This is a genomic window from Paracoccus sp. UBA5162 (assembly GCF_002413585.1).
Classification (GTDB): Bacteria; Pseudomonadota; Alphaproteobacteria; order Rhodobacterales; family Rhodobacteraceae; genus Paracoccus.
Genome location: NZ_DHXG01000039.1, coordinates 1,572 through 19,950 on the forward strand (window position 1 = coordinate 1,572; position 18,379 = coordinate 19,950).

Consider the following 18,379-nt stretch of genomic DNA (forward strand, 5'->3'; position numbering starts at 1 on the left):
CCACTGATTAAAAGTCAGTTGCTCTACCAACTGAGCTACGGGCCCAACACGGGGGGCTTACTAGGGGCGGGCATCCGGGGCGTCAAGCGGAAAAGCCGTCGCCTCTGGCGTAAATTTTGCCGGTATCCTATATGGCCCGGCATGAGCAACCTATCCGCCTCCGGTCTGGCTTTCCTGAAGATGCACGGGCTGGGCAACGATTTCGTGGTGATCGATCTGCGCGCGGGCGGCCAGCCGCCGGCGCCGGAGGTGATCGCGCGCATCGCAGACCGCCACCGCGGCGTGGGGTTCGACCAGCTTGCGGTGATCGAGGCGGATCCCGAGGCGGATCTGCGGCTGCGGTTCTGGAACGCCGATGGCACCTCCAGCGCCGCCTGCGGCAACGCCACCCGCTGCATCGCGCGGTTCGTCATGGACCAGACCGGGCGGGACCGGCTGAGCCTGCGAACCGATCACGCCGTCCTGCTGGCCGAGGATGCGGGGGCCGGGCTGACTCGGGTGAACATGGGGCAGCCGGTGCTGGACTGGCGTGCCATTCCGCTGGCCCGCGAGGTCGATATCGACCATCTGCCGATCGAGGGCGATCCGGTGGCCACGGGCATGGGCAACCCGCATCTGACCTTCTTCGTCGCGGAGGCGGCAGCGGTTGATCTGGACCGGTTCGGCCCGGACATGGAGCATCACCCGCTGTATCCCGAACGCACCAATGTCGAGGTGGTGCAGGTTCTGTCGCCCGACGAAATCCTGCTGCGGATCTGGGAACGCGGCACCGGGGCGACGCTGGCCTCGGGGTCGTGTTCCTGCGCGGCTGCCGTGGCTGCGGCGCGGCGCGGGCTGACCGGGCGGCGCGTGACGGTGACCGTGCCGGGCGGGGTGCTGATGATCGACTGGCGCGAGGATGGCGTCTGGATGGAAGGTCCGACGGCGCATGTCTTTTCCGGAATGCTGACGCCCGAATGGCTGGCGCAATGACTGCGCCGATCTTCTCGACCCTCGGCTGCCGGCTGAATGCCTACGAAACCGAGGCGATGCGCGAAATGGCCGAGGCCGCGGGCCTGCCCCATGCCGTCGTGATCAATACCTGTGCGGTCACCGCCGAGGCGGTGCGCAAGGCGCGGCAGGAAATCCGGCGGCTGTCGCGCGAAAATCCCGGCGCCCCGGTGATCGTGACCGGCTGCGCCGCGCAGACCGAGCCCGAGACCTTTGCCGCCATGCCCGAAGTCGCCAGGGTCATCGGCAATCACGAGAAGATGCAGCCCGAAACCTGGGCCGGGCTGCGCGCCCCCGATCTGATAGGCCGGACCGAAAAGGTGCGCGTGGATGACATCATGTCGGTGCGCGAAACGGCCGGCCACCTGATCGACGGTTTCGGGCGGCACAGGGCCTATGTGCAGGTGCAGAACGGCTGCGATCACCGCTGCACCTTCTGCATCATTCCCTATGGTCGCGGCAATTCGCGCTCGGTCCCGGCGGGGGTGGTGGTCGAGCAGATCAAGCGGCTGGTCGGCCGGGGCTTCAACGAGGTGGTGCTGACCGGGGTCGATCTGACCTCGTGGGGCGGGGATCTGCCCGGCGCGCCGCGTCTGGGCGATCTGGTGATGCGGATCCTGCGGCTGGTGCCGGACCTGCCGCGCCTGCGGATATCCTCGATCGATTCGATCGAGGCGGACGAGAACCTGATGCTGGCCATCGCGACCGAGCCGCGGCTGATGCCGCACCTGCACCTGTCGCTGCAGGCGGGCGACGACATGATCCTGAAGCGGATGAAGCGCCGCCACCTGCGCGATGACGCGATCCGGTTCTGCCAGGAGGCGCGGCGGCTGCGGCCCGGCATGGTCTTTGGCGCCGACATCATCGCGGGCTTCCCGACCGAGACCGAGGCGATGTTCGAAAACTCGTTGCGCCTGGTCGAGGAATGCGGCCTGACCTTCCTGCACGTCTTTCCCTATTCGGCGCGCAAGGGCACACCCGCGGCGCGGATGCCCGCGGTGAAGGGCCCGGTGATCCGCGACCGCGCGGCCCGGCTGCGCGCGGTGGGCGAGGCGGCCCTGCTGCGGCATCTGGAGGCCGAGACGGGACAGATGCGTCGCGTGCTGACCGAAGGCCCCCGCCTGGGCCGGACCGAGGGATTCGCCGAGGTGGCCTTTACCGCGGACCAGCCCGAGGGGGCCTTGCTGGATGCGCGGATCACCGGCCATGACGGGCAGCGACTGGTGGCCTGACGGGCGCCTTGGGGCAACCGCCGGGGCGCTGCCCCGGACCCCGAGGTATTTGGAAAGAGTGCAAGCGGATCGCCGGCTTGAAGCTTTCGGCGGGTGGGCCTAGCGTGGCGCGGTGATCGAGGAGGTGCCATGACGACCGCGCTCTATTTCCATCCGGCCGCCGGGGACCATGTCACCCCGCCCGGCCATCCCGAGCGGGCGGCGCGGACCCGAGCGGTCATGGCCGCGCTGGAGGAGCTGGATCTGGACCGCCGCGAGGCACCTGAGGCCGATCCCGCCGATCTTCTTCGCTGTCATCCCCAGACCTACCTGGACCGGATCGAGGCCGCCCTGCCCGCCGAGGGGTTTCGGATGCTGGACGCCGACACGCAATTGTCACCCGGCAGCCTGGGCGCTGCCTTGCGTGCCGCTGGTGGCGCCTGCGCGGCGGTCGATGCGGTGCTGGCCGATGACGTAAGCCATGCCTTCGTGGCGATGCGCCCGCCCGGACACCATGCCGAGCGTGAGACGCCGATGGGCTTCTGCCTGTTCGGGAATGTGGCCATTGCTGCCAGGCGGGCGCTGGATCACCACGGTTTGCAGCGTGTCGCGGTTCTGGATTTCGACGTGCACCACGGCAACGGCACGCAGGATCTGCTATGGGACGAGCCGCGCGCCTTTTTTGCGACCAGCCAGCAGATGCCATTGTGGCCGGGCAGCGGGGCCGCCTCGGAACGCGGCGCGCATGGGCAGATCATGAACGTGCCTCTGCCGCCCGGCTCTGGCGGCGAGATCGCCCGTCCTGCCTGGGATTCGATCCTGGTCCGCGCGCTGGAGTTCGCCCCGCAACTGGTCATCGTCTCGGCCGGGTTCGATGCCCATCGCGACGATCCTCTGGCCGGGCTGGTCTGGGACGAGAGCGATTTTACCGCGATCACGCGCGCGATCTGCAAGATGGCCGCGACCGCCGGCGCCCCGGTGGTATCCTGCCTGGAAGGTGGCTATGATCTGGCGGCTTTGGCGCGTTCGGTTCGCGCCCATGTCGAGGTGCTGATGGAGGCCGCAGGATGAGCGAGATCGAGACGCTGAGCTTCGAGGAGGCGATGCGCGAACTGGAGGCCACCGTCGGCAAGCTGGAGACGGGTGAGGCCTCGCTGGAGGAATCGATCGCGCTGTATGAACGCGGGGCGAGCCTGCGCGCGCATTGCGAAAAGCGTCTGCGCGAGGCCGAGGAACGGGTCGAGAAGATCACTCTGTCCGCCAGTGGCCAGCCCGGTGGCACGGAACCCGTCGAGGGCATGTGATGCTGTCCAGACTGGACGAGGTCAAGGCGCAGGTTCAGACCGCGCTGGATGCCGCGCTGGCCGATCTGCCCGCCGGCGAATTGCGCGACGCGATGGCCTATGCGACCGTGGGCGGCAAGCGGATCCGCGCCTTTCTGGTCATGGAATCGGCGCGGCTGCACGGCGTCGGTGACGAGGCCGCGCTGCCGGTCGCGGCGGCGGTCGAAGCGCTGCACGCCTATTCGCTGGTCCATGACGACCTGCCCGCGATGGATGATGACGACCTGCGCCGGGGGATGCCCACCTGCCATGTGCAATGGTCCGAGGCGACGGCGATCCTTGCAGGCGACGCCTTGCAGGCGCTGGCTTTCGGCCTGCTGGGCGCTGACCGTATCGGGAATGGCGATGCCCGGCTGCGGCTGATCGCGGGGCTGGCCGATGCGGCCGGCGCGCGCGGCATGGTCTGGGGACAGGCCCTGGACATCGCTGCCGAAAGCGCCGTCCAGCCGCTGGATCTGAAGGCGATCAAGCGGTTGCAGCGGGCCAAGACCGGTGCCTTGATCCGGTTTTCGGCCTGCGCCGGACCGCTGATCGCGGCCGAGGACACGACCGCGCTGGACGATTATGCCGGCGCCCTCGGGCTGGCCTTCCAGATCGTCGATGACATTCTCGATGTGACGGGTGACGAGGATGTGACCGGCAAGCGGGTTGGCAAGGATCAGGCGGCGGGAAAAGCCACCTTCCCGTCGCTGCTGGGCCTGCAGGGCGCCAGGGATGAGGCCCGCCGCTATGTCCTGAAGGCCGAGGCCGCGCTGGAACCCTATGGCGAGGCGGCCGGAAACTTGCGCGACCTGGCGCGTTTCGTTATCGAGCGCGATACCTGAAGCCGCCCGCCCGGAGGGCCCGCCATGACCGACAGACCGCTGACGCCGATCCTTGACCGTGTCGTTTCGCCCGCCGACATGAAGACCCTGTCGGATCGCGAGTTGAGGCAACTGGCTGATGAATTGCGGTCCGAAACGATCAGCGCCGTCAGCGTGACCGGCGGGCATCTGGGCGCGGGTCTGGGCGTCGTCGAACTGACGGTGGCGCTTCACGCCGTCTTCGACAGCCCGCGCGACAAGATCATCTGGGATGTGGGGCATCAATGCTATCCCCACAAGATCCTGACCGGGCGGCGCGACCGGATCCGCACCCTGCGCATGGGCGGCGGGCTTGCGGGTTTCACCAAGCGTGCCGAAAGCCCCCATGATCCCTTCGGGGCTGGCCATTCCTCGACCTCGATCTCGGCCGCCCTGGGCTTTGCCGTGGCGCGGGATCTGGGCGGTGATCCGGGCGATGCGGTCGCCGTGATCGGCGATGGCGCGATGAGCGCGGGAATGGCCTATGAGGCACTGAACAATGCCGGCCACCTGGGCAAGCGACTGTTCGTCATCCTCAACGACAACGAGATGTCGATCGCGCCTCCGGTCGGCGCGATGTCATCCTATCTGACGCGGCTCTATACCGGAGGGCCGTTCCAGGAACTGAAGGCCGCCGCCAAGGGCGCGGTCGGCCTGCTGCCCGGCCCGATGCAGGAAGGCGCCCGCCGGGCCAAGGAAATGCTGAAGGGGATGGCCGTCGGCGGCACCTTGTTCGAGGAACTGGGCTTTTCCTACATCGGCCCTGTCGATGGCCACGATATCGATCAGTTGCTGCCGCTGCTGCGGACCGTTCGGTCACGGGCGACGGGGCCGGTCCTGATCCATGCCGTCACCAGGAAGGGCAAGGGCTATGGGCCCGCCGAAAATGCGGCCGATCGCGGCCACGCGACGGCGAAATTCGATCTGGTCACCGGGCAGCAGGCCAAGGCGAAGGCCAATGCGCCCAGCTATACGTCAGTCTTCGCCGGGGCCCTGATCGACGAGGCCGCACGCGACGAGAAGATCGTCGGCATCACCGCCGCGATGCCGGACGGCACCGGGCTGAAGCAATTCGCCGAGCGGTTTCCCCGCCGCAGCTTTGATGTGGGCATTGCGGAACAGCACGCCGTGACCTTTGCGGCCGGGCTGGCCGCAGGCGGGATGAAACCCTTCTGCGCGATCTATTCGACCTTTCTTCAGCGCGGCTATGACCAGGTCGTGCACGATGTCGCGGTTCAGAAGCTGCCGGTGCGGTTTGCCATCGACCGCGCCGGCCTGGTCGGGCAGGACGGGCCCACCCATGCCGGGGCCTATGACATCGCATTCCTCGCGAACCTGCCCGGCATGGTGGTCATGGCCGCCGCTGACGAGGCGGAACTGGTTCATATGGTCGCCACCGCGGCCGCCCATGACAGCGGCCCGATTGCCCTTCGCTTTCCGCGCGGCGAGGGCACCGGCGTCGATCTGCCGGCTCGGGGTAAGATTCTACCCATCGGCAAGGGCCGGATCATCGCCGAGGGCAAGGGCGTCGCGATCCTGTCCTTCGGCACGCGCCTTTCACAGGCGATGGAGGCACGCGAATCCCTGACCTCGCGGGGTATCACGCCAACCGTCGCGGATGCCCGCTTCGCCAAGCCGCTGGACCGGGATCTGATCCTGTCGCTGGCCCGGAACCACGAGGCTTTGATCACGCTGGAAGAAGGCGCGATCGGCGGGTTCGCCAGCCACGTGGCGCAGTTGCTGGCCGAGGAAGGCGTATTTGACAGCGGGCTGAAGTTCCGCTCGATGGTTCTGCCGGACCGGTTCGTCGATCACGACGCGCCCAGGGCGATGTATGACAGTTCTGCCCTGAACGCGCCCCATATCGAGGCGAAGGTTCTGGAAGTGCTGGGCATCAGCCGGCTGGCCGATCGCCGCGCCTGATCCGGCGCGACACCCTCACTGATAGCTGCGCACCAGCGCCCCGGCGATCATCGTCCAGCCGTCCACGACGACGAAGAAGGCCAGCTTGAAAGGCAGCGAGACCACGACCGGCGGCACCATCATCATCCCCATCGCCATCAGTACTGCCGAAACGACCAGGTCGATGATCAGGAAGGGCAGCGCGATCAGGAAGCCGATCTCGAAAGCGCGCTGAATCTCGGACAGCATGAAGGCCGGGATCAGGACAGACAGACGTTCGGCCGGATCGCCGCCGGCCGGGGCTATCTCGGCCAGTCCGCGCAGCGTGTCGGGATCCGTGCGCGCGGACATGAAACCCTGGAAGGGAACGACGCCGCGCTGGATCGCCTCGGCGATGCCGATGCTGCCGTCCTGCAACGGTGCACCCGCCACCTGCCAGGCCTCGCGCAGGACCGGATCCATGATGAACCAGGTCAGAAAGATCGCGAGACTGACGATCAGCATGTTGGGGGGCGATTGCTGCAAGCCGATCGCCTGGCGCAGGATCGACAGAACCGTGACGATGAACGGGAAGGCGGTCACCATGATGGCGATGGCCGGCGCCAGCGACAGCGCCGTCAATGCGACCACCACCAGCACTGCGTTCTGGCCAAGCCCGCCCGCCAGCTGATCCAGTCCCGGCGCATCCTGTGCGAGGGCTGCGACCGGCAGCAATGCCGCGATCGTCGCCATCGCGACAAGGCTGGCGCGGTGGCGGATCATGCCCGTCACTCGGCTTCGGCCGCGCCAAGGATGCGGACGCACAGCCGGTCCTCCGGGGTTCCGTCCCCGGTCAACTCGCCGCGGGCGATGACCTTGTCGCCGACGCAGATCTCGACGCCATCCTCGACCGTCTGATCCAGCGTCAGCACATCCTGGGGCTGCAAGGCTGAAAGCTGCGCGACGGTCAGTCGGGTTTTTCCCAGCCTGATCGTGACTTCAAGCGCGATGTTGTCCGTGTCGATCAGATGTTTCAGTGCGTCCATGCCGCGTCCTCCCCCTTGATTTCGGCGATCAGTTCACGAATTTCGTTGGCCATGCGGTCGGCTGAAAAGTCGATCCTGCCGCCGCTGAGCGACAGGCTGATGCGGTCGCTGTCCGATGCGACCAGTTCGATCTCGTCAAGACCGGCCTCGGCAAGGCAATGTTCGACCATTCCGCGCATCGCGGGGCTGCACGATATGCTGGCACGCAGCGCCGACCCCTCGCGCGACAGGCGCATCAATTGCTCGGTCAGCGCCGCCTCGAGCCGGGGCGATTCCGAAGCCGGGACCAGGCAGTCCAGGATCTGTTCAAGGACCGGCGCCAGCGAAGAGAGCGCCTCTTGCCGCAGAGCCGCGCGCCGATCTTCATCGTCGCCAAGCGCCTTCGCCAAGCGTTCGAGCCCGGCCGAGAGACTGTTCATGTCTTCGCGCTGCGCGCGGGCCAGTCCTTCGGTGACACCGTCGGCGAAGGCCTGATCCAGACTGGCCCTGTCATAGGTGACGCGGGCGCCCTGTTCGGCCATGGCCGATGTGAAGGATTCCAGTTTGAACATGGCGATGCTCAATGGGCTTTCTCCTTGTTGTCGATCCAACCAGACAGGATCTTGACACTTTCATCGTGGCGTTCGCGCATCATGCCGCGCAGGCGTGCAACAGGATCGGCCGAAGGCAGGGCCAGGGGCTCGGCCCGCGGCGGCAATTCCGGCATCAGCTGCGGCTCGCTGACCAAGGGTTCGTCTTCGGGTTCGATCACGCCGTTCAGCCCGCCCGACAGCGGCAAGCTGTCGTCAAGCCCAGGCTCTTGCGCGGCCGGACCGGCGCGCGAGCGCAGCACCGGCCGCAGCACCGCGAAAATCACCGCCAGCGCGAAAAGCCCGATCAGCGCGATCCGTGCCAGGCCGTTCAGTTCCAGCCGATCCAGAAAATCCGGCTTGGCCAGCGTGCCTTCGGACCCGATCGTGGCGAAGGGCAGCGATTTGACGGTGATCTGGTCACCACGGCTTTCGTCATAGCCCGATGCCGAGGCGACAAGCTGGCGCAGGGTGTCCAGTTCGGCATCGGGCCGCGACACCAGACGAGTCTGGCCATCGGCGTCCGTTTCCGGCACGCCGTTGACCAGCACAGCGATGGTCATGCGCCGCGTGTCGCCGGGTCTGCGCGAGACTTCACGCGTGACGCGGCTGACCTCGTAATTGGCCTGCTGGCGGTTTTCCGAACGCTGCGATTGCTCACTGTCGCCCTGGCCATTCTGACCGTCCGGCAGGTTCGAGGCGGCCGTCACGGCTCCCGACCCGGTGGAGTTGCTTTGATCCGATGTCTCTTCGGTGACCTGAGAGATAAGCGCCCGCTGTTCGGGATCGAATCGCTGCTCGGTCATCACCTCGGATTCGCTGATCAGATCCAGATTCAGCTCGACGATGGCGTTGCCGATGCCGACGCGCGGTTCCAGGATGCGCTCGACATTGCGCTTCATCTCGGCGGCCCGGTCTGCGCCGGGCTCATCTTCTCCGGCGACGACGATGCCGCGCTTGGCGTCGATGACGGTGACCGAATCCGGCTTCATCTCGGGCACGGCCGAAGAAATCAGGAATTTCAGCGCCGCCGCCTGTTCGCGTGTGATGGCCTGGCCGTTGGTTGACAACGTGACCGAAGCGCTGCCGGTCGCGTCGCGGCGATAGCCCCGCCCGGTTTCGACCGCCAGGTGCACCCGCGCTGTCTTGACGTTCGGCAAGGCAAGAATCGTGCGTGCCAGTTCACCTTCCTTGGCCCGCCAATAGGCGGCATCGAACATCTGCGACGTGGTTCCGAATCCGGACATGCCGTCCAGCAGTTCATATCCGGCCGTGCCCTGCGCGGGCAGGCCCTGGGCGGCCAGTTCCATCCGCAGGCGGTCGCGGGCCGATGTGTCGACCCAGATCGAATCGCCGCGCACCTCATAGGTGACGCCTGCGCGTTCGATACCCGCCACGACTTCGCCGGCCTGTGCCGAATCGAGGCCGCCATAGATCATTGACATGCCCGGACGGCTTGCCATCCAGCCGAAACCCGCGATGACCAGAAACGTCGCAAGAAACGCCGCCGCGAGAATGATTTTCTGTTGTGAGCTTCGCTCGTTCCAATAGTCCTGCAGTTTTTGCAAAACCGGCCCTTTCGAATCAGCGTCCCGTTTTTCGTCAACGCCTTGATGACATGGCGGCTATTAAGAATTGGTTAGTCGCGAGGTGCTAATTCCGTCTTGTCACGACGGAGAATCACCATGACCGACGCAACCATCGATCCACCGGCAAAGCCTTCTGGAAAGAAGGGCGTTCTGCTGGCCGGGCTGATGAGCCTGCCGCTGGGTGGTCTGGGATTCGCCTCGACCTATCTTGAACTCTGGTCGCCTGGTGACCTGTTTTCCGGCGCCGCTGCCCGCGACGAGGCCGGCCTGCCCCCGGTCGTCTTCGTGGACGTGCCCGTGATCGAGCTGAACCTTCCCGGCAGGCCGCAACGTTCGCTGGTTCTTGCGGCCACGATCGAAACCGATGCTGAAAACGCCGCCGCGGTCACGCATCTGATGCCGCGCGTTCAGGACGCGTTCACCAGCTTTCTCTCGGGCGTAGATCGGGACGCCTATGACAAGCGCGGCGTGCTTGAAATCATCCGCGGAGAATTGGTGACCCGCACCCGCTATGTTCTGGGCGAGCAGCCCGTGAAGGATCTCTTGATTACGGAGTTTCGCATCAAATGAGCGTCGAACAAATGTTTCAGGCCGCGTTGGTGGCGGCTTCCGTGGGGCTTGCGGTGTTCTGTATCGTGCTGGCGCGCAGGTTGCGTCGTCTGAATGATCTGGAAACCGGGCTTGGAGGCGCGATTGCGGTCATGGCGGCCGAGGTCGACCGACTAGAGCGCGCAATCCGGCAGGCGCGCGACGAGGCGACCACCGCCAGCGAGGCGCTGTCGCGCGACATCGACAATGCACGGAAGGAACGCGCCTTGTGGGATCTGCGTCAACGCATCGGTGCCGCCGCCCAGCCACCCGCACAGATGTCCGCACCCGCCCTTCGCCGGTTGCGCAAGCGCGCAGAGGTGGCCGATGCGTAGATCGCTGCTTTCGTTCCTGGCCTTGACCTTTGCCGTGCCCGCCGGGCTGGCCATCTGGCAGATGCAGGATTTCTCGCGCTATTTCGCGGCCTTCGCCGAGCCCAGCGATCTTTTGCAGGGATGCAATGATGTGCCCGAAGCGGTCGCCCTGGCCGAAGAACTGCGCGACCGCGCGTTGCGGATCGAACGCTACATGGAAACGATCGACCGCAAGAAGGCCGAAGTCGCCGAGGCCGAGTCGGCGCTGCGCAAGCGCCTGGCCGAGCTGAAATCACAGAAGGGCGGGATGCGAAGCCGTCAGGACCAGTCCACCGCGGCGGTGCGAAGCGACATAGAGAAGCTCGTGGCCCTGTATGATCAGATGAAACCCGCCGAGGCCGCGGCCGTCCTGACCAATCTGCCGGCCGATTTCGCGGCCGAAATCCTGCTTCGTGTCCGCCCCGAAACCGGTGCCCGCATCATCGCTGCCGTCGAGCCGCGGCAGGCGGCGCTGCTGACGGCACAAATGGGCGCGCGCAGCGTCCGGAAAAACTAGGAGATTTCGCAATGTTCGGCTTTCTGGGCATTTTCCTGACGATGGCCATGGTTTTTGGAGGCTATACCCTTGCCGGCGGCAAGATGGGCGTCATCACCGAAGCCTTGCCATTCGAAATGATGATGATCATGGGGGCGGCGATCGGATCCTATCTGCTGTCCAATGACAGCCACGTGCTGAAGGGAACCGCCGGGGGCCTTGTGCGTGCGTTCAAGGGTCCGCGCTGGACCGAAGCCGATCATCAGGATGTGCTGTGCCTGATGTTTCAATTGCTGAAGATCGCCCGCGAGAACCCGGTGGCTCTGGAGGCCCATATCGAATCGCCCGACGAGTCGCCGATCTTCAAAGCCTATCCGCGTCTCAAGGCCAATCACGACATCGTTTCGCTGATCGCCGATACGCTGCGTTCGGCCAGCCTGAACTACGATGACCCCTACCAGGTCGAGGAAATGCTCTCGCGCCGTATCGCCATCCTGCGCGAGGAGGAAATGCACGTCCCCCATGCGCTGCAGACGGTTGCCGATGCACTGCCTGCCCTGGGAATCGTGGCCGCGGTTCTGGGCGTGATCAAGACGATGAGCGCCATCGACCAGCCACCCGAGGTGCTGGGAAAGATGATCGGCGGCGCGCTGGTCGGAACCTTCCTGGGTGTGTTTCTTGCCTATGGTTTCGTGGCGCCGCTGGCCAACCGCCTTGGTGGGGTGATCAAGCAGGATCTGGGCTTTTTCGATGTCGTCAAGTCGGTTCTGGTCGCCGGTCTGCACCAGCACGCCACCAACCTTTGCGTCGAGGTGGGGCGACAGGCGGTGCCCGAGCATGTGCGACCCAGTTTCGATACGCTTGAGACGGCACTGCGCGATCTGAAGAAGGCAGCGTGATGTTCTCGTTGGTACTCATCGCACTGAGCGCATCGACGGCAGCGGCGGATCTGCCTTTGCTGCCCGAGGCCAAGGCTTTCGCCGAAGAGGCGTCGGCCTGGCTGCTCGAGGGCGAGGATCTGCCCTACGACTATCGCGTCCGGCTGATGCGGATGGCGCCCCAATCGCGACTTCAGGCGCTGGTTTTCCTGCGCCGCGCGGGGCTTTTGACCGGTGATGAATGGTCGCTTCAGGATGTCTTGCGCCCGGCGCCGGCGATGCCAGGAGAAGGCGAATGAAATCGGTTGGCGCGATCGCATCGCGAAAGGGCAAATCCATCGATGCCTCGATGATGGTGACGAGCGGCCTTGTGCTGATCGTCATCTCGCTGGTCATTCCGTTGCCGCCGGGGCTGCTGGATCTGGGGATCGCGCTGTCGATCGCGACCGCGACGCTGGTCCTGGTCATGGCGTCGCTGGTCGACAAGCCGACGGATTTTCAGGCCTTTCCGGTCCTGCTGCTGGTCAGCCTGGTCATCCGCCTGTCGCTGAACGTGTCGTCGACCCGGCTGATCCTGACGCAGGGCCATACCGGACCCGATGCGGCCGGTCAGGTCATCAACGGCTTTGCGGCCTTCGTGGCCGGCGGTTCGCTTCTGGTGGGTCTGACGGTGTTCTCGGTGATCTCGGTGGTGAATTTCATGGTCATCACCAAGGGTTCGGGGCGCATGGCCGAGGTTGCGGCGCGGTTTGCACTTGATTCGCTGCCCGGCAAGCAATTGGCCATCGACGGGGATCTCAATGCCGGCGCGATCGATCATCAGGAAGCAAAGCGCCGACGTATCCAGGAACAGCGCGAGATCAGCTTTTTCGGCTCGCTTGACGGTGCGTCCAAATTCGTCAAGGGCGATGCGATCGCGGGTATCGTGATTACGCTGATCAACCTTCTGATCGGCCTGACCGTCGGGATCGTCGTCCACGGCATGCCCGTCGGCCAAGCGATGTCCACCTATTCGCATCTGACGATCGGCGACGGTCTGGTCAGCCAGATTCCCGCCCTTATCACCTCGATGGCTGCGGCCCTGCTGCTGTCGCGAGGCGGGGCGACGGATACCACGGCCGAACTTCTGTCGCGGCAACTTACGCGCGGCTGGCAACCCGCGGCGGTCGTGGCGGCGGCGATGCTGCTGATGTCCTTCGTCCCCGGCATGCCACGACTGCTGTTTCTTGCCCTGACGGGCGCGATGTCGTTCGCGGCCTGGCAGATCGCGCGCCGCCAGCGCGCCGCCGAAGAAGCCCTGCCGGATGCTGAGGCGAAATCTGAAAACCCGCGGCCGGCCGCACGGATCGGCGATGTTCTGGACACCGACGAGATCAGTGTCGAGATCGGATCCGACCTGGTGATGACCGCGCTGGATCAGGCGCGGGGCCTGGGCAGCCGCATTGCCAACCTGCGCATCCATATCGCCCGCACCTTCGGACTGATCCTGCCCGACGTGCGCATTACCGATACCGACGAACTGGCGCCGGGTGACTATCAGATCCGCATTCACGGGGTCATCCGCGGTCGTGGCACGCTGCGCGCGGGCGAGGTTCTGGCGCTTGGCCCCGATCCGGTTCTGGCCGGTCTGAACGGAGCCTCGGTGCGAGAGCCGGTCTATTCCAGTCCGGCCCGCTGGATCGCCCGCGACGATCAGGACGACGCAGCAACCTTGGGTGCCACGGTCGTGACGCCGATGGAGGTTCTGTCCACCCACTTGATGGAGGTGGTCAAGTCAAACCTGGCCGCCTTGATGACGTTGAGCGCGATGCAGAGGCAGATCGAAGAACTGAAATCGCTTTCCGATCCGACGCGTGCCGAACGCAACCGCCGACACCTGGATGGAATCATGCCCGAGAAGGTCACGCCCGAGACGCTGCTGGCGATCCTCAGGGCGTTGCTGGAGGAACGCATCTCGATCCGCAACCTGCCGCTGATCGTCGATGCGATCTGCGAATTCCGCAATCTCGATCAGATCGAAGCCATCTACGAACTGGTCCGCAAGCGGCTGCGCGGCCAGATCAGCCAGCAATATTCCGATCAAGGCGGCCGGATCGCGGCGCTGCAACTGCACCCCGCCTGGGAGGCCGAATTCTCTCGCGCGGATGCCGAGACCGGCCGGAACGGCGGCGGCGCGATGACGCCCGCTTTGTCACAGAAGCTTCTGGAGCGGACCCGGCGCGCGCTTGCGACGTCGGATCCCGCAGCGCGCACGATCATCGTTGCCCCTGACCACCGGCGTCGGATGGTGCGCGCGGTATTGGGATCGAATGGGGTCGCGACGCCCGTCCTGGGCCTGGAAGAGATCGATCCGGGCGTCGATCTGCAGGTGGTCGGCACCATCGAGGCCGCATGAACTGGGATCAGCTTTCGCAATGGGTTCCCGGCCTCGACTGGCGGCTCGTACTGGTCTATCTGCGCGTGCAGGCCTGCGTTCTTGCCCTGCCGGGGCTGGGCGAACGGGTCATTCCGGCCCGCGTCAAGGTCGGCCTCGCCATGGCGGTGTCGCCGCTGCTGGCCGGGGCTGTCGCACCTGCCGGTGTGCCCGACAATACTGCGACCGCGATGGCCCAGGCAGCCGGAGAGGTTGTCATCGGTGCCGCGACGGGGTTGCTGTTGCGGTTGCTGGCGCTGGCGCTGGATGTTGCGACCTCGGCGATCGCGGCGACCGCATCCTTGTCGCAGATCATCGGCGTTCAGAATGAGGCCGCGCCTCATCCGATCGGCAATCTGATGCATCTGGGCGGCGTGGCCATCCTGATGGCGCTCGGTCTGCCGGTCATGGTCGTGCAGTTGATGGCCGACTCGTTCGTGCTGTGGCCTCCGGCTTCGTGGCCCGAGATCGGCCGGCTGATGCCGGAAGCCGTCGCGATCCTGTCACGCAGTTTCGTGCTGGCAATGATGCTGGCCGCGCCCTTCACACTGGGCGGATTCATGTTTCAGGCATTGTCAGGCGTGATCAACAGGGTCATGCCAGCGTTGCCCGTGGTCTTCATCGGCTCTCCGGCCGCGGTCCTTCTGGCGCTGGCGGGGCTGGCCCTGCTGGCGCCGCTGCTTGTCGGTCTTTGGGCCGATGCCGTTCTGGGTTTCATGCTTCCGGGGCAGGGATGAGCGAGGACAAGGACGACAAGCAATACGATGCGTCCGAGCAGAAGCTGCGCAAGGCGCGCGAAAAGGGCGACATTCCGCGCTCGACCGAACTGAACGTGGCGGCGATGTATCTGGGCGCCTGGCTGGCCTTTGGCGTGGGCGCGGGATTCGCGGTCAATCAGTGGCTTTCGATGGCCAGCCGCGCGATGGGGGCCGAGGGCTGGCCGCTGAATTCCAGCTTTGCCCTTGCGACAAGCCTGGCTCAGTTTGCCGCGATTGGCCTGATCGGCCTGACGATGGTGCCGGCGCTGGCGATCATGGTGGCATTGATCGCGCAGCGCGGCCTGGTCTTTGCGCCGCAGAAACTGGCGCCCGACATCAATCGCATCAACCCGATCAAGTCGGCGGGTCAGAAATTCGGACCCTCAGGACTGGTGCAGTTCGGCATTTCGCTGGGCAAATCCGTTCTGGTCTGCATTGGCGGCTGGTTCCTTTTTGCGGATCTGCTGGACCGGATCGCCGCCAGCGCGATGGGCGGCGGACGCTGGGTCATCGATCTGGCCGAACTGCTGAGCCGCGTGCTGATGCTGGCGATCGGCGTCTCGGTCATCTTCGCCGGGTTCGACATGGCCTGGAAATGGCACGAACACCGCCAGAAGAACCGCATGACCCGCAAGGAAATGGAGGATGAGCACAAGGAATCCGAAGGCGACCCGCATCTGAAGGCGGCCCGCCGCCAGCGCGCCGTCGACATCGCGATGAAGCAGATGCTGGCCGATGTCGCCAGGGCCGACGTTGTGATCGTGAACCCGACCCATTATGCGGTCGCGCTGGAATGGAAACGCGGCAGCGGCCGGGCACCGGTCTGTCTGGCGAAGGGCGTGGACGATGTGGCGGCCCGGATCCGCGCCAAGGCCAGGGAAAAGGAGGTTCCGATCTGGTCCGACCCGCCCTGCGCGCGCGCGATCCATGCCACCGTCGAGATCGGCCATGAAATCCAGCGCGAGCAATTCGCCGCTGTCGCCGCCGCGATCCGTTTTGCCGAAAAGATGCGGGCAAAGGCGCGTGCGGGATGGTAACGCAAAACGACAGGCTTGCCGCACTGGAACGCATCGCGCGGATCAAGGCTGAACGCGAGCTGAAGAAGTTCGCGGCCTTTTCTCAGCGTATGGCCCATGCCCGGCAACGCGCCGATGCCCTCCGCGCGGCGCTGGATCAATGCTATCGCAGCACCGCGCCACTCGGCGTGGCAGAGGCCCGGATGGCCAATGCGCAGGCAGGGCGCAGTGCCCGCGAACTGACCCGCGCCGATCGGGAATTGGCTGACCTGGAGCCGCGATTCGAGGCTGCCAGGCAGGTCGCTGCGCGGGAATTCGGCCGTGCCGAGGTGTTGCTGAGCCTGTCGCGGTCACTTGCGGCGAAATCCCGGGGCCCGCGCTTCTGAACGGCGGCCATCCTTGCGCGCCCGGCGCGTGGCTTATCTTGTGGATGCCGCGGCAGGCAGTTCCAGATCGACCCAGACCAGACGATGATCCGATGCGGCCACGATGGACCTGGCCAGCGGATCATCGGGCGCCGGCCACAGGACGCCACTGGCGACGATCTTCAGCGATCGCGATGGCAACAGATAATCGACGCGCAGATTGCCCGGTCCGCTGTCCCTGAAAGAGGCAGTGTCCAGCGCGGGATCGCCCTTCTGGACGGCATTCGCGCCGGTCTGCGGGGGCTGCCAGGCGCCGCGCGGTTGCGGATCCTGCGTCGCTGCGATCAGTGCGTTCAGCGCGTCGGGCCGACCCTCGCCATCGACGGGATCGAGATTTGCGTTCCCGATCAGAACGAAGGGGGTTTCGGGCAGGCGGTCCAGCCAGAAGGCGGCTTCGTCGCGGTTGCGCCGGCCGTTGCGATCCTCGGGGCCGTCGAAGACCGGCGGCGTGGCCGACCAGGCCAGAAGATGCAGTGGCCCGGCCGGGGTCAGAAGCGGAATGTCCCAATGCGCGGTCGATGACAGGCGCTGGACCGCCGCCACCTCTGGTGCGGTTTCCGGCATCAGGTTGTCGGGAAGATCGCGCCACAAGGTGTCGCTGTAGTCCCGGACCTCGCCCAGCGGCAGCCGGGACAGCAGCGCCATGCCGTTCTGACCCGTGAACTGCCCCCAGCCCTGCGCATCATCGGGTTCGCCCAGCCTGCCATCCGCGTCCAGGTCCAGGCCGGTGGCCAGCCCGCTATTGGGTCGCGCGGCAAACACGTGGGGCAGATCCAGCCCGGCCTCGGCCAGCTTGGCGGCAAAGGCGCGGACGGACTGGCCGTCCAGGTCCCAGTCGATCCCCGTCAGCAGGATCGCATCGGGCGCCGCCGCAGCGATGACCTGCGCGGCGGCAAGAACCTGCGGATCGTTCTTGCGGATGTCGCGCAACAGAAGACCGGGCCCCTTGCGCGTCAGGCCGGGATCATAGGTGGCAATCCGGATCGTCTGCGCGGTCGCCGCGCATCCCCAAAGCAGCAGCGCGATCGCCAGCCCGCAGGCATGGCGGATGGCCGCACGCGGCATCAGACCCAAGGACGCGCCTGTTCCATCTGCGTCTCATAGCGGTCGATGGCAGTCGATTTCTCCATCGTCAGGCCGATATCGTCCAGGCCGTTCAGCAGGCAATGCTTGCGAAACGGATCGATCTCGAAGCGGAATTGCTGGCCGTCCGAGGTGCTGACGGTCTGGTTTTCAAGATCGACGGTCATGCGGGCATTTGCGCCTTTCGCGGCGTCGTCCATCAGCACCTCCACCGCATCCTGCGGCAAGGTGATGGGAAGGATGCCGTTCTTGAAGCAATTGTTGAAGAAGATGTCGGCAAAGCTGGTCGAAATCACGCAGCGGATGCCGAAATCCAGCAGTGCCCAGGGTGCATGTTCCCGCGACGAACCGCAGCCGAAATTGTCGCCAGCGACAAGGATCCGGGTCTCGCGGTAGGCGGGCTGGTTCAGGACGAAATCGGCGATCTCGTTGCCGTCGCGGTCATAGCGCATCTCGTCGAACAGGTTCACGCCAAGGCCGGATCGCTTGATCGTCTTCAGGAATTGCTTGGGGATGATCATGTCGGTGTCGATATTGACCAGCGGCATGGGCGCGCCGATGCCGGTCAGCGTTGTGAACTTGTCCATCGAAAACCTCGTCTTTTCGTGTCTGGCCAGTCGCGGAAAGCTGGCCTAGCTTGCCGGCGCCGAACAAGCCGGAGCGTCAGGGTGATTGGTAAAAGTCTGATCGATTGCATCGCCGGGCAGTGGTCGCCCGGCATAGGCGACCCGAATGCAACCGGATGGCTGACGGTGCTGGCCTATCTTCTGTGCTTCGGACTGGCCGTCGCCGTATGGCGCAGGCTGGGCGGACAGCGCGGACGCGCATTCTGGGGCCTGATCATGGTGCTGATGCTTTTTCTCGCGGTGAACAAGCAACTGGATCTGCAAAGCGCGCT

General features: G+C 65.6%; 21 protein-coding genes and 1 pseudogene. 16 read left to right on the forward strand and 6 right to left on the reverse strand.

Annotation, left to right across the window (positions count from 1 at the left end; genetic code table 11):
* Positions 1–141: 141 nt before the first annotated feature.
* The 6 genes from dapF (at position 142) to dxs (ending at position 6,309) form a co-directional block, all read left to right on the forward strand.
* Complete coding sequence (gene dapF, locus B4A72_RS05345; RefSeq protein ID WP_292978197.1) at positions 142–972, forward strand: diaminopimelate epimerase; 831 nt, start codon at positions 142–144, stop codon at positions 970–972.
* Entirely contained in the window at positions 969–2,222 is a 1,254-nt protein-coding gene (mtaB, locus tag B4A72_RS05350; protein WP_292954750.1) for a tRNA (N(6)-L-threonylcarbamoyladenosine(37)-C(2))-methylthiotransferase MtaB, read from the forward strand. The genes dapF and mtaB overlap by 4 nt, the downstream gene beginning before the upstream one ends.
* Before the next feature lie 129 nt (positions 2,223–2,351).
* Positions 2,352–3,272 carry a histone deacetylase family protein gene (locus B4A72_RS05355; protein ID WP_292954747.1) on the forward strand — a complete coding sequence of 307 codons (921 nt, stop codon included), beginning with the start codon at positions 2,352–2,354 and terminating at the stop codon, positions 3,270–3,272.
* Positions 3,269–3,505: an exodeoxyribonuclease VII small subunit gene (locus B4A72_RS05360; RefSeq protein WP_292954744.1), complete on the forward strand. Its 237-nt coding sequence runs from the start codon at positions 3,269–3,271 to the stop codon at positions 3,503–3,505. The genes B4A72_RS05355 and B4A72_RS05360 overlap by 4 nt, the downstream gene beginning before the upstream one ends.
* Positions 3,505–4,368: a polyprenyl synthetase family protein gene (locus tag B4A72_RS05365; protein WP_292954741.1), complete on the forward strand. Its 864-nt coding sequence runs from the start codon at positions 3,505–3,507 to the stop codon at positions 4,366–4,368. The genes B4A72_RS05360 and B4A72_RS05365 overlap by 1 nt, the downstream gene beginning before the upstream one ends.
* 24 nt (positions 4,369–4,392) lie before the next feature.
* Complete coding sequence (gene dxs, locus B4A72_RS05370; RefSeq protein WP_292954738.1) at positions 4,393–6,309, forward strand: 1-deoxy-D-xylulose-5-phosphate synthase; 1,917 nt, start codon at positions 4,393–4,395, stop codon at positions 6,307–6,309.
* Between the two features lie 15 nt (positions 6,310–6,324).
* Here dxs and fliP read toward each other — a convergent pair whose 3' ends face one another.
* From fliP to fliF, 4 genes are read right to left on the reverse strand one after another with little or no spacing between them, the layout of a single operon-like run.
* The gene (gene fliP, locus B4A72_RS05375; protein ID WP_292954735.1) at positions 6,325–7,050 is read right to left on the reverse strand and encodes a flagellar type III secretion system pore protein FliP; all 726 of its coding nucleotides are present in this window, start codon (positions 7,048–7,050) and stop codon (positions 6,325–6,327) included.
* A 5-nt stretch (positions 7,051–7,055) separates the two neighbouring features.
* A complete protein-coding gene (locus B4A72_RS05380; protein ID WP_292954732.1) occupies positions 7,056–7,313 on the reverse strand; it encodes a FliM/FliN family flagellar motor C-terminal domain-containing protein in 258 nt (85 codons plus the stop codon).
* Positions 7,301–7,876, reverse strand: a complete 576-nt coding sequence (locus B4A72_RS05385; protein ID WP_292954729.1) for a hypothetical protein — start codon at positions 7,874–7,876, stop codon at positions 7,301–7,303. Before B4A72_RS05385 ends, B4A72_RS05380 begins: the two co-directional genes overlap by 13 nt.
* A complete protein-coding gene (gene fliF / locus B4A72_RS05390; RefSeq protein ID WP_292954726.1) occupies positions 7,873–9,450 on the reverse strand; it encodes a flagellar basal-body MS-ring/collar protein FliF in 1,578 nt (525 codons plus the stop codon). The genes B4A72_RS05385 and fliF overlap by 4 nt, the downstream gene beginning before the upstream one ends.
* 117 nt (positions 9,451–9,567) lie before the next feature.
* Between fliF and B4A72_RS05395 the strand changes: the two genes are divergently transcribed.
* Genes B4A72_RS05395 through B4A72_RS05435 form a run of 9 tightly spaced genes read left to right on the forward strand, consistent with a single transcriptional unit; the run spans position 9,568 to position 16,359 of the window.
* Complete coding sequence (locus B4A72_RS05395; RefSeq protein WP_292978198.1) at positions 9,568–10,041, forward strand: flagellar basal body-associated FliL family protein; 474 nt, start codon at positions 9,568–9,570, stop codon at positions 10,039–10,041.
* Complete coding sequence (locus B4A72_RS05400) at positions 10,038–10,394, forward strand: hypothetical protein (protein WP_292954720.1); 357 nt, start codon at positions 10,038–10,040, stop codon at positions 10,392–10,394. The genes B4A72_RS05395 and B4A72_RS05400 overlap by 4 nt, the downstream gene beginning before the upstream one ends.
* Complete coding sequence (locus B4A72_RS05405; RefSeq protein WP_292954717.1) at positions 10,387–10,929, forward strand: MotE family protein; 543 nt, start codon at positions 10,387–10,389, stop codon at positions 10,927–10,929. The genes B4A72_RS05400 and B4A72_RS05405 overlap by 8 nt, the downstream gene beginning before the upstream one ends.
* Before the next feature lie 11 nt (positions 10,930–10,940).
* Positions 10,941–11,807, forward strand: coding sequence for a flagellar motor stator protein MotA (motA, locus tag B4A72_RS05410; RefSeq protein WP_292978199.1), 867 nt, complete (start codon positions 10,941–10,943; stop codon positions 11,805–11,807).
* Positions 11,807–12,085 (forward strand): hypothetical protein, encoded by a 279-nt coding sequence (locus B4A72_RS05415; protein WP_292954711.1) that lies wholly within the window; start codon positions 11,807–11,809, stop codon positions 12,083–12,085. Before motA ends, B4A72_RS05415 begins: the two co-directional genes overlap by 1 nt.
* A complete protein-coding gene (locus B4A72_RS05420) occupies positions 12,082–14,181 on the forward strand; it encodes a flagellar biosynthesis protein FlhA (RefSeq protein ID WP_292954708.1) in 2,100 nt (699 codons plus the stop codon). The genes B4A72_RS05415 and B4A72_RS05420 overlap by 4 nt, the downstream gene beginning before the upstream one ends.
* On the forward strand, positions 14,178–14,936 hold the full coding sequence (locus tag B4A72_RS05425) for a flagellar biosynthetic protein FliR (protein WP_292954705.1): 759 nt from the start codon (positions 14,178–14,180) through the stop codon (positions 14,934–14,936). The genes B4A72_RS05420 and B4A72_RS05425 overlap by 4 nt, the downstream gene beginning before the upstream one ends.
* The gene (gene flhB, locus B4A72_RS05430) at positions 14,933–15,994 is read left to right on the forward strand and encodes a flagellar type III secretion system protein FlhB (RefSeq protein ID WP_292954702.1); all 1,062 of its coding nucleotides are present in this window, start codon (positions 14,933–14,935) and stop codon (positions 15,992–15,994) included. The genes B4A72_RS05425 and flhB overlap by 4 nt, the downstream gene beginning before the upstream one ends.
* Entirely contained in the window at positions 15,988–16,359 is a 372-nt protein-coding gene (locus tag B4A72_RS05435; protein ID WP_292954699.1) for a hypothetical protein, read from the forward strand. Before flhB ends, B4A72_RS05435 begins: the two co-directional genes overlap by 7 nt.
* Before the next feature lie 33 nt (positions 16,360–16,392).
* On the opposite strand, the gene B4A72_RS05440 is transcribed toward B4A72_RS05435, so the two are convergent.
* Both B4A72_RS05440 and leuD read right to left on the reverse strand, forming a co-directional pair.
* Positions 16,393–17,463 carry an endonuclease/exonuclease/phosphatase family protein gene (locus tag B4A72_RS05440; RefSeq protein WP_292954696.1) on the reverse strand — a complete coding sequence of 357 codons (1,071 nt, stop codon included), beginning with the start codon at positions 17,461–17,463 and terminating at the stop codon, positions 16,393–16,395.
* Positions 17,463–18,068: a 3-isopropylmalate dehydratase small subunit gene (gene leuD / locus B4A72_RS05445; protein ID WP_292954693.1), complete on the reverse strand. Its 606-nt coding sequence runs from the start codon at positions 18,066–18,068 to the stop codon at positions 17,463–17,465. The genes B4A72_RS05440 and leuD overlap by 1 nt, the downstream gene beginning before the upstream one ends.
* Positions 18,069–18,149: 81 nt before the next feature.
* Between leuD and B4A72_RS05450 the strand changes: the two are divergent.
* Positions 18,150–18,379, forward strand: a pseudogene (locus B4A72_RS05450) (hypothetical protein); the annotation flags it as partial.

Excerpts from the sequence above, each read along its gene's own strand:
- dapF (WP_292978197.1), top strand. The coding sequence starts at position 142 with ATGAGCAACCTATCCGCCTCCGGTCTGGCTTTCCTGAAGATGCACGGG.
- mtaB (WP_292954750.1), top strand. The coding sequence starts at position 969 with ATGACTGCGCCGATCTTCTCGACCCTCGGCTGCCGGCTGAATGCCTAC.
- B4A72_RS05355 (WP_292954747.1), top strand. The coding sequence starts at position 2,352 with ATGACGACCGCGCTCTATTTCCATCCGGCCGCCGGGGACCATGTCACC.
- B4A72_RS05360 (WP_292954744.1), top strand. The coding sequence starts at position 3,269 with ATGAGCGAGATCGAGACGCTGAGCTTCGAGGAGGCGATGCGCGAACTG.
- B4A72_RS05365 (WP_292954741.1), top strand. The coding sequence starts at position 3,505 with ATGCTGTCCAGACTGGACGAGGTCAAGGCGCAGGTTCAGACCGCGCTG.
- dxs (WP_292954738.1), top strand. The coding sequence starts at position 4,393 with ATGACCGACAGACCGCTGACGCCGATCCTTGACCGTGTCGTTTCGCCC.
- fliP (WP_292954735.1), bottom strand. The coding sequence starts at position 7,050 with ATGATCCGCCACCGCGCCAGCCTTGTCGCGATGGCGACGATCGCGGCA.
- B4A72_RS05380 (WP_292954732.1), bottom strand. The coding sequence starts at position 7,313 with ATGGACGCACTGAAACATCTGATCGACACGGACAACATCGCGCTTGAA.
- B4A72_RS05395 (WP_292978198.1), top strand. The coding sequence starts at position 9,568 with ATGACCGACGCAACCATCGATCCACCGGCAAAGCCTTCTGGAAAGAAG.
- B4A72_RS05400 (WP_292954720.1), top strand. The coding sequence starts at position 10,038 with ATGAGCGTCGAACAAATGTTTCAGGCCGCGTTGGTGGCGGCTTCCGTG.
- B4A72_RS05405 (WP_292954717.1), top strand. The coding sequence starts at position 10,387 with ATGCGTAGATCGCTGCTTTCGTTCCTGGCCTTGACCTTTGCCGTGCCC.
- motA (WP_292978199.1), top strand. The coding sequence starts at position 10,941 with ATGTTCGGCTTTCTGGGCATTTTCCTGACGATGGCCATGGTTTTTGGA.
- B4A72_RS05415 (WP_292954711.1), top strand. The coding sequence starts at position 11,807 with ATGTTCTCGTTGGTACTCATCGCACTGAGCGCATCGACGGCAGCGGCG.
- B4A72_RS05420 (WP_292954708.1), top strand. The coding sequence starts at position 12,082 with ATGAAATCGGTTGGCGCGATCGCATCGCGAAAGGGCAAATCCATCGAT.
- B4A72_RS05425 (WP_292954705.1), top strand. The coding sequence starts at position 14,178 with ATGAACTGGGATCAGCTTTCGCAATGGGTTCCCGGCCTCGACTGGCGG.
- flhB (WP_292954702.1), top strand. The coding sequence starts at position 14,933 with ATGAGCGAGGACAAGGACGACAAGCAATACGATGCGTCCGAGCAGAAG.
- B4A72_RS05435 (WP_292954699.1), top strand. The coding sequence starts at position 15,988 with ATGGTAACGCAAAACGACAGGCTTGCCGCACTGGAACGCATCGCGCGG.
- B4A72_RS05440 (WP_292954696.1), bottom strand. The coding sequence starts at position 17,463 with ATGCCGCGTGCGGCCATCCGCCATGCCTGCGGGCTGGCGATCGCGCTG.
- leuD (WP_292954693.1), bottom strand. The coding sequence starts at position 18,068 with ATGGACAAGTTCACAACGCTGACCGGCATCGGCGCGCCCATGCCGCTG.